Source organism: Streptomyces sp. NPDC052043 (genome assembly GCF_044548235.1).
Lineage (GTDB): Bacteria > Actinomycetota > Actinomycetes > Streptomycetales > Streptomycetaceae > Streptomyces.
Map to the genome: position 1 here is coordinate 38,505 of NZ_JBIUBT010000024.1, position 12,778 is coordinate 51,282.

The 12,778-nt window shown below is 69.6% G+C and carries 13 protein-coding genes; 10 read left to right on the top strand and 3 right to left on the bottom strand.

Annotated elements, in window-relative coordinates; translation table 11 throughout:
• Window positions 1–135: 135 nt before the first annotated feature.
• The 6 genes from ACIHCX_RS37020 to ACIHCX_RS37045 all read left to right on the top strand — a co-directional run bounded on the left by ACIHCX_RS37020 (window position 136) and on the right by ACIHCX_RS37045 (window position 7,403).
• The gene (locus tag ACIHCX_RS37020) at window positions 136–1,134 is read left to right on the top strand and encodes an ABC transporter permease (protein ID WP_400037605.1); all 999 of its coding nucleotides are present in this window, start codon (window positions 136–138) and stop codon (window positions 1,132–1,134) included.
• Window positions 1,135–1,200: 66 nt separating this feature from the next.
• The gene (locus tag ACIHCX_RS37025; RefSeq protein WP_400037662.1) at window positions 1,201–2,922 is read left to right on the top strand and encodes an ABC transporter substrate-binding protein; all 1,722 of its coding nucleotides are present in this window, start codon (window positions 1,201–1,203) and stop codon (window positions 2,920–2,922) included.
• Between the two features lie 90 nt (window positions 2,923–3,012).
• Entirely contained in the window at window positions 3,013–4,023 is a 1,011-nt protein-coding gene (locus tag ACIHCX_RS37030) for an ABC transporter permease (protein WP_400037607.1), read from the top strand.
• Complete coding sequence (locus ACIHCX_RS37035; protein ID WP_400037609.1) at window positions 4,020–5,102, top strand: ABC transporter ATP-binding protein; 1,083 nt, start codon at window positions 4,020–4,022, stop codon at window positions 5,100–5,102. Before ACIHCX_RS37030 ends, ACIHCX_RS37035 begins: the two co-directional genes overlap by 4 nt.
• Window positions 5,103–5,125: 23 nt before the next feature.
• Entirely contained in the window at window positions 5,126–6,622 is a 1,497-nt protein-coding gene (locus tag ACIHCX_RS37040) for an ABC transporter ATP-binding protein (protein ID WP_400037611.1), read from the top strand.
• Window positions 6,623–6,746: 124 nt separating this feature from the next.
• Entirely contained in the window at window positions 6,747–7,403 is a 657-nt protein-coding gene (locus tag ACIHCX_RS37045; protein ID WP_400037613.1) for a trimeric intracellular cation channel family protein, read from the top strand.
• On the opposite strand, the gene ACIHCX_RS37050 is transcribed toward ACIHCX_RS37045, so the two are convergent.
• The gene (locus tag ACIHCX_RS37050) at window positions 7,312–8,550 is read right to left on the bottom strand and encodes an alpha/beta hydrolase (RefSeq protein ID WP_400037664.1); all 1,239 of its coding nucleotides are present in this window, start codon (window positions 8,548–8,550) and stop codon (window positions 7,312–7,314) included. The genes ACIHCX_RS37045 and ACIHCX_RS37050 overlap by 92 nt on opposite strands.
• A gap of 152 nt (window positions 8,551–8,702) precedes the next feature.
• On the opposite strand from ACIHCX_RS37050, the gene ACIHCX_RS37055 reads away from it, so the two are divergent.
• On the top strand, window positions 8,703–9,572 hold the full coding sequence (locus tag ACIHCX_RS37055) for a thioesterase family protein (RefSeq protein WP_400037615.1): 870 nt from the start codon (window positions 8,703–8,705) through the stop codon (window positions 9,570–9,572).
• Window positions 9,573–9,605: 33 nt separating this feature from the next.
• Here ACIHCX_RS37055 and ACIHCX_RS37060 read toward each other — a convergent pair whose 3' ends face one another.
• Window positions 9,606–10,232, bottom strand: coding sequence for a TetR family transcriptional regulator (locus tag ACIHCX_RS37060; RefSeq protein WP_400037617.1), 627 nt, complete (start codon window positions 10,230–10,232; stop codon window positions 9,606–9,608).
• Between the two features lie 113 nt (window positions 10,233–10,345).
• Here ACIHCX_RS37060 and ACIHCX_RS37065 point away from each other — a divergent pair, with 113 nt between their 5' ends.
• From ACIHCX_RS37065 to ACIHCX_RS37075, 3 genes are read left to right on the top strand one after another with little or no spacing between them, the layout of a single operon-like run.
• Entirely contained in the window at window positions 10,346–10,510 is a 165-nt protein-coding gene (locus tag ACIHCX_RS37065; protein WP_400037619.1) for a hypothetical protein, read from the top strand.
• A gap of 50 nt (window positions 10,511–10,560) precedes the next feature.
• Entirely contained in the window at window positions 10,561–10,827 is a 267-nt protein-coding gene (locus tag ACIHCX_RS37070; protein ID WP_400037621.1) for a DUF4190 domain-containing protein, read from the top strand.
• 58 nt (window positions 10,828–10,885) lie between these two features.
• Entirely contained in the window at window positions 10,886–12,055 is a 1,170-nt protein-coding gene (locus tag ACIHCX_RS37075; protein WP_400037623.1) for a cysteine desulfurase family protein, read from the top strand.
• A 51-nt stretch (window positions 12,056–12,106) separates the two neighbouring features.
• Here the strand turns inward: ACIHCX_RS37075 and ACIHCX_RS37080 are convergent, their stop codons facing one another.
• Entirely contained in the window at window positions 12,107–12,766 is a 660-nt protein-coding gene (locus ACIHCX_RS37080) for an N-acetylmuramoyl-L-alanine amidase (RefSeq protein ID WP_400037625.1), read from the bottom strand.
• Between the last annotated feature and the right edge of the window lie 12 nt (window positions 12,767–12,778).

Sequence of the window (12,778 nt, forward strand, 5' to 3'; positions counted from 1 at the left end):
GAGCCCAATCGGGGAACCCGCAGGGCAGTTGAGCCGCATCCATCTGTGGCCACCGCGCGGCAGGTAAGCGAACCAAGGCCGCCCACCGCGGCGGACGAAAGGCCGGTCACCACCGGCGAGAGGGGTCGGGTCACTGTGACCGCACCGATCGAGACCACCGGGGCGGAAGCCGGAGCACAGCCTGAGGCCGTGCTCGCCGGGGCCAAGAAGAGCCAGATCGAAGGGCGTTCACTGACACAGATCGCCTGGACCCGGTTCAAGCGGGACAAGGTGGCCATGGCCGGCGGTGTCGTCGTCATCCTGCTGCTTCTGATGGCGATCCTGGCCAAGCCCATCGAGTGGATCTTCGGGCTCGACCCCGACAAGTTCCACCAGGACCTCATCGACCCCGCCCTCCTGGCCCCCAAGGGCGGCTGGGGCGGCATGAGCTGGTCGCACCCGCTGGGTGTCGAGCCCCAGTACGGGCGCGACATGCTCGCCCGCATCATCGACGGCTCCTGGGTCTCGCTCCTGGTCGCAGGCGGCGCCACCCTGCTCTCGGTGGTGATCGGCACGGTGCTGGGCGTCGTCGCCGGGTACTACGGCGGGTGGGTGGACAGCCTCGTCAGCAAGCTGATGGACACGTTCCTGGCCTTTCCGCTGCTGCTGTTCGCCATCGCCATCTCGGCCTCGGTGCAGGACGGCTTCTTCGGCCTGGACGGGCTGTCGCTGCGTATCTGCGTGCTGATCTTCGTGATCGGCTTCTTCAGCTGGCCGTACATCGGCCGCATCGTGCGCGCCCAGACCATGAGCCTGCGCAAGCGGGAGTTCGTCGAGGCGGCCCAGAGCCTCGGGGCACGAGGTCCGTACGTCCTGTTCCGGGAACTGCTCCCCAACCTCGTCGCGCCGATCATCGTCTACTCGACGCTGATCATCCCGACGAACATTCTCTTCGAGGCCGCGCTGAGCTTCCTTGGAGTCGGTATCGCCCCGCCGCAGGCCTCGTGGGGCGGCATGCTCAGCAACGCCGTGGATCTCTACACCGCAGATCCGCAGTTCATGTTCGTGCCCGGACTGGCGATCTTCGTCACCGTCCTGGCCTTCAACCTGCTGGGTGACGGGCTGCGTGACGCGCTCGACCCTCGCAGCAAGTGATCCATCAATAGAGGGGGCTTTCCTCACGTGAAGACGAGAAGGGTTACCGCGGCGATCGCGTCGGTCATGGTGCTCTCGCTGGGTGCCGCGGCCTGCGGCGGCGGCGACGACAACGGCGGCGGCAGCAAGGGCAGCGGTAACAGCGGTAAGAAGGACGCGGCGCTGGACTCCATCGTCAACGCGTCGAGCAAGAAGGGGGGGACGGTCACGCTCGAGGAGTCGGACGTGCCGGACTCCCTCGACCCGGGCAACACGTACTACGGCTTCGTGCTGAACTTCTCGCGCCTCTACGCGCGCTCGCTCACCACGTTCAAGCCCGCGGCGGGTACGGCAGGCCTCGAGGTCGTCCCCGACCTCGCCGAGTCCCTGGGCGAGCCCAGCGCCGACGCCAAGACCTGGACGTACCACCTGCGTGAGGGCCTGAAGTACCAGGACGGCACGCCGATCACGTCCAAGGACGTCAAGTACGCCGTCGAGCGCTCCAACTTCGCGCCCGAGGTCATGTCCAACGGCCCCACCTACTTCAAGAGCTACCTGGTGGGCGGCGACAAGTACAAGGGCCCCTACAAGGACAAGTCGCCCGAGGGCCTGAAGTCGATCGAGACCCCGGACGACCGGACGATCGTCTTCAAGCTGAACCAGCCGTTCGCCGACTTCGACTACCTGACGACCTTCTCCCAGACGGCTCCCGTGCCGCAGGCGAAGGACGACGGCGCCAAGTACGTCCAGCACATCGTGTCGTCCGGCCCGTACCAGTTCGAGTCGTACCAGGAGGGCCGCAGCGCCACCCTGGTCCGCAACAAGAACTGGGACCCGAAGACGGACCCGGTCCGCAAGGCGCTGCCGGACCGGTACGAGGTCAAGTTCAAGGTCAACCCCGTCACGGTCGACAACGACCTGCTGGCCGACAAGGTCACCGGTGACATCGCCGGCACCGGCGTGCAGCCGCAGACCCAGCCGAAGGTGCTGAGCGGCAAGTACGCCAAGCAGACGGACAACTCCTACGCGGGTGCCACGTCGTACATCGCGCTGAACGTGAACGTGAAGCCGTTCGACAACATCCACTGCCGCAAGGCCGTGCAGTTCGGCCTCGACAAGCAGTCGGTGGTCGACGCCATCGGCGGTGCGCCGAAGGGCGACGTGGCCACCACGCTGCTGCCGCCGTCGGTCAACGGCTACACCAAGTTCGACCAGTACCCGTCCGCCGGGAACAAGGGCGACGTGGACAAGGCCAAGGCCGAGCTGAAGGCGTGCGGCCAGCCGAACGGCTTCTCCACCACGCTGACGGCCCGCTCCGACCGTCCCGCCGAGGTGGCGCAGGCCACGGCGATCCAGAACTCGATGAAGGCCATCGGCATCAAGGTCGACATCAAGCAGTTCCCCTCCGGCAAGTACTTCTCCAACTTCGCCGGTGTCCCGAGCTACGTCCACGAGCACAAGCTCGGCATGATGTCCATGGCGTGGGGCGCCGACTGGCCGACCGGCTTCGGCTTCCTCGACCAGATCATCAACGGTGCGGCCATCAAGCCGTCGGGTGGCAACAACCTGATGGAGCTGAACGACCCGAAGATCAACTCCGCTCTGAAGGCCGCGATCGCCAACACCGACTCCGCGGCCCGCACCAAGGCCTGGGGCGACATCGACAAGATGGTGCAGGAGAACGCTTCGGTGGTGCCGCTGGTCTACCGCAAGAACCTGCTGTTCCGGCCGGATTCCGCGACCAACGTCACGGTCTCGCAGGCCTACCTCGGCATGTACGACTACCTGCTGCTGGGCTCTTCGAAGTAACTGCAGGCCCGATTTCCCTGAAAGGCAGGTGAAGGCACCGGGTGGCCGGGGCGGACACAACCCGCCCCGGCCTCCCGGAGCCGCACAGCTGTGGCTGCGTACATCATCCGACGCGTCTTCGGCGCATTGGTACTGCTGCTGGTGGTCAGCGCAGTCACCTTCGCCATCTTCTTCGTGGTCCCCCGTCTGGGCGGCCAGACAGCCACTCAGCTGGCTACCCAGTACGTCGGCAAGGACGCCAACCCCGAGGCCGTCGCCGCGATCAAGAAGAACCTGGGTTTCGACCACCCCATCTACATCCAGTACTGGGACTACATCAAGGGCCTGTTCGTGGGCGCCGACTACAAGTTCGGCCCTGACGCGTCGCACTGCGACGCCCCCTGCTTCGGGTACTCCTTCAAGAGTCACATCGAGGTCTGGCCCGAGCTCCAGCAGCGCATTCCGATCTCCTTCTCGCTGGCCGTCGGGGCAGCGGTGATCTGGTTGATCTTCGGCGTCACGACCGGCGTCATCTCGGCGCTGCGCAAGGGCCAGCCGGTGGACCGCATCGCGATGTTCATCGCGCTCGCCGGCGTCTCGCTGCCCATCTTCTTCACCGGTCAGATCGTCAACGCACTCTTCGTGTACCAGTGGCCCATCTGGGACAGCACCGACTACGTGCCGTTCACCGAGAACCCGGCCGACTGGGCGTGGCATCTGCTGCTGCCGTGGATCAGTCTCGCGTTCCTCTTCTCCGCCCTCTACGCGCGACTCACCCGGGCGGGCATGCTGGAGACGATGAGTGAGGACTACATCAGAACGGCGCGCGCCAAGGGACTCAAGGAGACGACGGTGGTGACCAAGCACGGCCTGCGAGCCGCGCTGACCCCGATCGTCACCATCTTCGGCATGGACTTCGGAATCCTCATCGGTTCCGCGGTGCTCACCGAGACCGTCTTCTCCCTGCAGGGGATCGGCGCGTACTCCATCCAGGCCATCAGGGACAACGACCTGCCCATCGTCATGGGCGTGACCCTGGTCGCCGCGTTCTTCATCGTCCTCTGCAATCTCGTCGTCGACCTGGTGTACGCAGCCATCGACCCCCGCGTGAGGTTCTCGTGAGCAAGCTCGACAAGGCGACGTCCGGCGAACCGGCCACCGCCGCATCCTCCGACGCCGACGACGCGTTCCTCTCCGTGCGCGATCTGCGGATCCACTTCAACACCGACGACGGCTTGGTCAAGTCGGTGGACGGCGTCAGCTTCGACGTCCGCCGGGGCGCGACCCTGGGCATCGTCGGTGAGTCCGGGTCCGGCAAGTCCGTCACCTCGCTCGGCGTGATGGGCCTGCACCGTTCGGCCAACGCCACGGTCTCCGGCGAGGTCTGGCTGGACGGGCAGGAACTGATCGGCGCCAACCCCGACGAGGTGCGCCGCCTGCGGGGCCGGAAGATGGCGATGATCTTCCAGGACCCGCTGTCCGCGATGCACCCGTACTACACGGTCGGGCAGCAGATCGTGGAGGCCTACCGGGTCCACCACAACGTCTCCAAGAAGGCCGCCAAGCAGCGCGCGATCGAGATGCTGGACCGGGTGGGCATCCCCGAGCCGGCCAAGCGTGCGGACAGCTACCCGCACGAGTTCTCCGGCGGTATGCGCCAGCGCGCGATGATCGCGATGTCGCTGGTCAACAACCCCGAACTGCTCATCGCGGACGAGCCGACCACGGCTCTGGACGTCACCGTGCAGGCGCAGATCCTCGATCTGATCCGCGACCTGCAGAAGGAGTTCGGCTCCGCGGTCATCATGATCACGCACGACCTCGGCGTCGTCGCCGAGATGGCCGACGACCTCCTGGTGATGTACGGCGGCCGCTGCGTCGAGCGCGGCCCGGCCGACAAGGTGTTCTACGAGCCCCGGCACCCCTACACCTGGGGCCTGCTCGGCTCGATGCCGCGTCTGGACCGCGAGCAGCAGGACCGGCTCATCCCGGTCAAGGGCTCCCCGCCCTCCCTGATCAACGTCCCGTCCGGCTGCGCGTTCAACCCGCGCTGCCCGTACGCCGACGTCCCGAAGGACAACGTCACCCGCACGGTCCGCCCCGAGCTGACCGAGGTCGGCAGCCGGCACTGGGCCGCCTGCCACATGACGCAGGAGCAGCGGGAGCGGATCTGGACCGAAGAGATTGCGCCGAAGCTGTGAGTGAGAACGCAGAGGACAACGCAGTGAGCATCCCTGCACAGAGCGACGGCGCCGAGGAGCAGGCCTCCGGTACGGCCACCCTCACCAAGGACGCCGCCCCGGGCGAGGTTCTGCTGAAGGTGACCGGCCTGCAGAAGCACTTTCCGGTCCGGAAGGGTCTGCTGCAGCGCCAGGTCGGCGCGGTGCGTGCGGTCGACGGCATCGACTTCGAGGTCCGCTCCGGCGAGACCCTCGGTGTCGTGGGCGAGTCCGGCTGCGGCAAGTCGACGATGGGCCGGCTGATCACGCGGCTGCTCGAACCGACCGCGGGCAGCGTCGAGTTCGAGGGCAAGGACATCACGCACCTCGGTGTGAGCGGTATGCGTCCGCTGCGCCGCGACGTGCAGATGATCTTCCAGGACCCGTACTCGTCGCTGAACCCGCGCCACACCATCGGCACCATCGTCGGCGCCCCCTTCCGGCTCCAGGGCGTCGAGCCCGAGGGCGGGATCAAGAAGGAGGTGCAGCGGCTGCTGTCGGTGGTCGGTCTCAACCCCGAGCACTACAACCGCTATCCGCACGAGTTCTCCGGCGGTCAGCGCCAGCGCATCGGCATCGCCCGGGCGCTCGCGCTCAAGCCGAAGCTGGTCGTGGCGGACGAGCCGGTCTCCGCGCTCGACGTGTCGATCCAGGCGCAGGTCGTCAACCTGCTCGACGACCTCCAGCAGGAGCTCGGCCTGACGTACGTGATCATCGCGCACGACCTGTCGGTCGTCCGGCACGTCTCGGACCGGATCGCGGTGATGTACCTCGGCAAGATCGTGGAGCTGGCCGATCGGGAGTCGCTGTACAAGGCGCCGATGCACCCGTACACCAAGGCGCTCATGTCGGCCGTCCCGATCCCGGACCCCCGCCGCAAGAACGCCAAGAGCGAGCGCATCCTGCTCCAGGGCGACGTGCCCTCACCGATGTCCCCGCCGAGCGGCTGCCGCTTCCACACCCGGTGCTGGAAGGCGACGGAGATCTGCCGTACGGCCGAGCCGCCGCTCAAGGAGCTGAGGCCCGGTCAGCGGGTGGCCTGTCACCACCCGGAGAACTTCGAGGACCAGGCCCCGCAGGACACCGTGCTGCTCACGGTCGCCAAGGAGGCCGCGGAGCTCGTGGCCGACGAGGTTCTGGCGGAGTCGGCGGCGACGTCGGCGGCGGTCGCCGCGGAGGTCGGCGAGACGCCGAACCCGGCTGAGTCCACCGAGTCCTCCGGGACCTCGGAGTCCGCCGAGTCGTCCGAGTCCGTCGGGACTTCGGAATCTGCGGAGTCCACCGAGTCCACCGAGTCCTCCGAGTCCTCCGGGTCCTCCGAGTCGGCCGGGACTTCGGAATCCGCCGAGTCCTCGGAGTCCGCCGAGTCCGCCGGGGCCTCTGAGCCTGCCGGGTCTTCGGAGACCTCGGGTGAGGGCTCCGAGTCCGCCGGGTCCGCGGAGTCCGGTGCCGACGGTGGCGACGACGCCGGCTCCGGCTCTCAGGAGCCGAGCGGGAAGTAGGCGGGGCGGCTCGACGGGGTCGTACGCGTGATCGAGCGGGGGAGTGCGGAGCCGGTGCCACCGGCTCCGCACTCCCCCGTTCCGTCGTGTTCGGGGGCGAACCGGCCGCGCGTAAGAATGTGGCGTGCTTCAGCAACTGTTCAGCCCTTCCGTCCAGCACACGCTCGACGTGGTCGGCATCTTCGTCTTCGCCATCTCCGGCGCGCTGCTGGCCGTCCGCAAGAACTTCGACGTGTTCGGCATCGCCGTCCTGGCCGAGGTCACCGCGCTGGGCGGAGGGCTGTTCCGCGACATCGTCATCGGGGCCGTGCCCCCGGCCGCCTTCACCGACCTCGGCTACTTCCTCACCCCCCTGTTCGCCGCGCTCGTGGTCTTCTTCCTGCACCCGCACATGGAGCGCATCCAGACCGCGGTGTACGTGTTCGACGCGGCCGGGCTCGGCCTGTTCTGCGTGGCCGGCACGACGAAGGCGTACGCCTATGGGCTGAACCTCACCGCGTCGGCGACGTTGGGCATGGCCACCGCCGTGGGCGGCGGTGTGCTGCGGGACGTGCTCGCCAACGAGGTCCCGTCGCTGCTGCGCTGGGACCGCGACCTGTACGCGGTCCCGGCGATCGTCGGCGCGACCATGGTGGTGCTGTGCATCCACTACGACGCGCTGAACCCGTTCACCAGCGGGCTTGCGGTGGTCACCGCCTTCGTCCTGAGGCTGCTCGCGATGCGGTATCACTGGCGAGCTCCGCGGGCCTGGAACCGCCGCTCGACCGTACGGGAGGAGTGAGCGCCGTCCGGACGTGGTGGGGTGAGCGCGGCCCCAGCTGCCTGGTCAGCCAGCGGAACGCCGCCGGGATCTGGGGGCGCCACAGCGCCATGCTGTGGCCGCCCGCGCTGCGCGGCAGGAAGACCACGCGCACGTGCGTCGGAGGCTTGGCGATCCGCGCCAGGGCGACGCCCGCCTGGTACCCGTCGCCGCTCTGCCCCGAGAGGTAGAGCGCGATGTGCGGCGGGGTGCGGTAGTTCTTCAGCAGGACGTAGGGGTTGTTCGCGCGCCGCAGCCGGAGGGTCTGGGCGGCGAGCGAACCGCGTTCGCCGATCGGGTCGTTGTAGCCGGACAGGCTCACCGCGGCCCGGTAGCGGTCGGGGTGGGCGACGGCGAGCTTGGTCGCGCAGTGTCCCCCGGCCGAGTAACCGGCCGTGGCCCAGCCGTTCGGAGCGGACTGGGCACGGAAGTTGTCCGTGATCATCTTCGGTACGTCGATGCTCAGCCAGCTGTCCGCGTTCACCGCGCCCGGGATGTTGGCGCAGCCCGTGTCGATCCTGGCGATCAGGTTGGTGCGCGGCGACACCAGTATGAACGGGGCGATCCGCCCGCTCCGCATCAGCGGCTCCAGTTGCTCGTGCACCCTCAGGGAGCCGAACCAGGCCTTGGCCGAGCCCGGGTAGCCGGACAGCAGTTCGACCACCGGGAACCGCTTGTTCTTGTAGGCGGGGTCGTCGTACTGGGGCGGCAGCCACACGTAGACCTCGGCGTTCACCCCCGAGACCCGGCCTCTGAGCTGGGTGACCCTCACCCCGCCGGACGCGCGCATCCCGGGCCCCTCGGCCGGGCCGAACTTCTGCACGACCCGGGGCAGCTCCCGGTAGGCGATGCCTCCGGTGCCGTCGGCGCCCAGGTCGGCGGCCTGTTGCACATGGTTGCCCGTGCCGAGCAGGTCGGCCCAGTTGTCGTACAGGTTGTTGGCGTTGTTCACCAGCACGAAGACCAGGGCGATGGCCGTGGCCTGGGCGAAGACCAGCATCAGGGCCCGGACGGCCGCACGCAGCGCTCGGGGGCCCTTCAACCGCGTCCACAGGACGAACGGCAGGACCAGCGCGACGACGGCCAGCGCGATGGCGGTGTACAGGAACGGAGTCCCGGTGAGGCTCATGTCCCCATAGAGGGAGAACAGGACCTCGGGGTTACGGGCGAGTACGGACACTTACCGAGAAATGGCCTGATTCTCACCCGGTGAAGTAATCGTCATATGAGCACACTGGGTAAAAGCTACCGCTTAGTAGTGGCCTGTTGTACCGTTCACCCATGTCTGAAGCAGCCACCGCCGCGGCCGCCCGGGCCATGATCGGCGACAGCGAGTTCGACCGGGACACCGCGCTCACCCGGAGCGAGCCCGGTGTCTACGGCATCGACCTCTCCGCCGGCTGGACGATCGCCAACGCCGTCAACGGCGGGTACCTGCTGGCCGTCCTCGGCCGCGCGCTCGCGGACGCCCTGCCGCACCCGGACCCGTTCACGATCTCGGCGCACTACCTGACCGCGTCCCGGCCCGGTCCCGCCGTCGTCCGCACGGACGTGGTCCGTGACGGCCGCACCCTGTCGACCGGCCAGGCCTCCCTCTTCCAGTGCGACGACGACGGCCGCGAGGTGGAGCGCATCCGCGTCCTGGCCTCCTACGGCGACCTCGACGCGCTTCCCGACGATGTGCGCACCTCGGCGAAGCCGCCCGTGATCCCGCCCCTGGCGCAGTGCTTCGGCGCCCAGGACGCCCCCGACGCCCCCGCGCCCGTACCCGGGGGCTCGGGCATCACCGACCGCCTGATGCTCAAGCTGGACCCCGCCACCCTCGGCTGGGCGCTCGGCTCGCCCTCCGGGAAGGGGGAGATGCGGGCCTGGTTCGGCCTCGCCGACGGCCGGGACCACGATCCGCTCTCCCTGCTGCTCGCGGTGGACGCGCTGCCCCCGACCGCGTTCGAACTGGGCATCACGGGCTGGGTGCCGACCGTCGAGCTGACCGTGCACGTCCGCTGCCGCCCGGCGCCGGGCCCGCTGCGCGTGTCCGTCACCACCCGCAACCTGGCCGGCGGCTTCCTGGAGGAGGACGCCGAGGTCTGGGACGGTGCCGACCGGCTGGTGGCACAGTCCCGGCAGCTCGCGCGGGTCCGGCTCGACTGAACGGTCGCGCCCCGGCGGCGCCCGGCCGGACCGTCACTCCAGCCAGTGCCGGCGGCCGATGCTGATCAGGCGCAGCTGCCGGGTCGCGACCCGGCAGACGCGCTCGCGCTCCTCCTCGGGGGCGTCGAGCGCCTCCAGGAGCAGTGAGCCGGTGATCAGCATCTGATCGACGTACAGCTGGGCGAGCATCAGCAGGTCGTCCTCGCTCCACCCCGCAGACTGGCGGTCCTCGGCGAGTTCGTCCCTCACCTCGCGGGCGAACCGGGCCAGCTGGTCGCGGACGACCTCCCGCACCCGCTGCACCCCGCCGTGGCGTTCCCGCGCGATGAAGCGGACGTGGGCGGGGTACGCCTCGACGTGGCGGGCGATCAGCCGGACCGCGCGCGTGATGCGCTGCTCGCTGTCGTCCGCCGCGGACACCGTCGACCGGATCATCGGGTGCAGGCTGCTCAGCGCCTCCTCGACCAGGGCCACGCCGAGATCCGCGGTGGAGTGGAAGTGGCGGTAGAAGGCGGTCGGGGCGACACCGGCGGCGCGGGTGACCTCGCGCAGGCCGAGGCTGCTCAGGCTCTGCTCCTCCAGCAGCCCCAACGCCGCGTCCATCAGGGCCTGTCGGGTTTTTTGCTTCTGGGCCTGCCGGACGCCGGGAGTGTGACTCATGCCATTCAGTCAACAAGTGTTCTCCGGATTGTCAAAGCCGGCCGCGCGTTAGACTGCTTAGTCAGTGAACAAGTGTACCTACAACCGTTCACCGACAAGGGGGATCCGACCTCATGCTGTTCCTCGTCGCCGCACTGCTGCTGTTCGGTGTCGTCCTGGGCACGGTGGCCCACGCGCCGCTGGACCTCACGGCCGTCGCCGCCGTGGTGATCGCCGTCTGGCTCGGCGTCTTCGCGCTCCGCGAGCGCCACGGCCGCAGGCGCGGCACCTCCCGCTGACGCCTCACCCGCCCGGCCCGTTCCCCATGACCGTCTGGAGCAGACCCGCCATGCACCTCACCGCACCGGCCGCACGCCGCACCGGCACGCACGACGCGGACGGCATGGCCGTCGCGTCCTTCGTCCTCGGCCTGCTCGGCCTGCTCGTCCTCAACCTGTTCCTCGGCCCCGTCGCCATCGTCCTGGCCGGTGCCGCCCTGTGGCGCGGCACGACCCGCCGCGGCCGTGCCTGGCTCGGCCTCGCCCTGGGCATCGCCGACCTCGTGGTCCTGCTGGCTTTCGTGCAGATGGACAACACCCTGTCCTGGAGTCTGTGACACCTGGCCCATCCTGATCTCCAGGTAGGCCGGGGGCGCCCGTAGAATCGGGCTCACCATGGCTTACCTCGACCACGCGGCGACCACCCCGATGCTCCCGGAGGCGGCAGAGGCGCTGACCGCGGCACTGGGTCTCACCGGCAACGCCTCCTCCCTCCACGCGTCCGGGCGCGCGGCCCGCCGCAGGGTCGAGGAGGCCCGAGAAACCCTCGCCGAGGCGCTGGGCGCCCGTCCCAGCGAGGTCGTCTTCACGTCCGGCGGCACCGAGGCGGACAACCTCGCCGTCAAGGGCCTGTACTGGGCCCGCCGCGACGCCGACCCGGCCCGTACCCGCGTCCTGGCCAGCCCCGTCGAGCACCATGCCGTCCTCGACGCCGTGCACTGGCTCGGCGAGCACGAGGGCGCCACCGTCGAGTACCTGCCGGTCGACGCCCACGGCCGCGTCCATCCCGAGACGCTGCGCGAGGCCGTCGCCCGCAACCCCGACGACGTGGCCCTGGTCACCGTCATGTGGGCCAACAACGAGATCGGCACGCTGTTGCCGGTGCGCGAACTGGCCGCCGTGGCCGCCGAGTTCGGCGTCCCGATGCATGCCGACGCGGTGCAGGCCTTCGGGCAGGTCCCGGTCGACTTCGCGGCCTCCGGACTGGCCGCGATGACGGTGTCCGGCCACAAGATCGGCGGCCCGTACGGCGTCGGCGCGCTGATCCTCGGCCGCGAGTACACCCCCGTGCCGGTCTTGCACGGCGGCGGCCAGGAACGGCACGTCCGCTCCGGCACCCTCGACGTGCCCGCCATCGCCTCCTTCGCCGTGGCCGGCCGGCTCGCCGCCGAGCGGCGCGAGTGGTTCGCCCGCGAGATCGGCGCGCTGCGCGACGAGTTGGTCACGGCTGTGCGCTCGGCGGTCCCGGACGTGATCCTCGGCGGCGACCCGGCACCGGAGGGCCGCCTCCCGGCCAACGCCCACTTCACCTTCCCCGGCTGCGAGGGCGACTCCCTGCTGCTCCTGCTGGACGCCCAGGGCATCGAGTGCTCGACCGGCTCCGCCTGCACCGCGGGCGTCGCCCAGCCCAGCCATGTGCTGCTCGCCACGGGCACCGACCCGGACCTGGCCCGCGGCACCCTCCGCTTCTCCCTCGGCCACACCTCCACGAAGGCCGACATCGACGCGGTCGCGAAGGCCATCGGCCCGGCGGTCGAACGAGCCCGTGCGGCCGGCCTGACGTAGGCCGACGGGACGGGGCCGGCAGTTCGGGTCCTGCGGGGCGGGCCCCTTGCTTCAGGTCCGGGCGGTTCTGGCCGCGCGGACCAGGCGTATGTACCGGTCCCAGTCCCAGTAACGGCCCGGGTCCGTGTGGTCGGTGCCCGGGACCTCGACGTGGCCGATGATGTGCTCCCGGTCGACGGATATGCCGTACCGGCCGCAGATCGCGGCCGTCAGCCGCGCCGAGGCGGCGTACATCGCGTCGGTGAACGACGAGGCGTCGTCGACGAAGCCCTCGTGCTCGATGCCGACGCTCCGCTCGTTGTACGCCCGGTTGCCCGCGTGGAAGGCCACGTCCAGCTCGCGGATCATCTGCGTGACCTGTCCGTCCGCGCCGACGACGTAGTGTGCGGCGGCCCCGTGTCCCGGGTCCTGGAAGACCTTCACCGCGCTCGCGTAGCTGCCCTGCGTGACGTGGATGACGACCCGGTCGATCCGGTAGTCGTCCGGACGGTCCGCCAACCGGTAGTTCGCCGGCGAGGCGGCGACCCACCGAGCGCCCGTGAAGTCGACCGCGCCCGCCACCCGGGGCTTCTGCGCGCCGGGCAGCCGCCACCACAGCCGGGACAGCCCGCTGCGCTCCAGCGCGGCCCCGCCCACCACCAGTGCCACCCCGCCGACCAGCAGGGCCCGTCGGCCCAGCCGCCGCTTCGGATCCGCCTTCTTCGCCCCCACGCGATCTTCAAC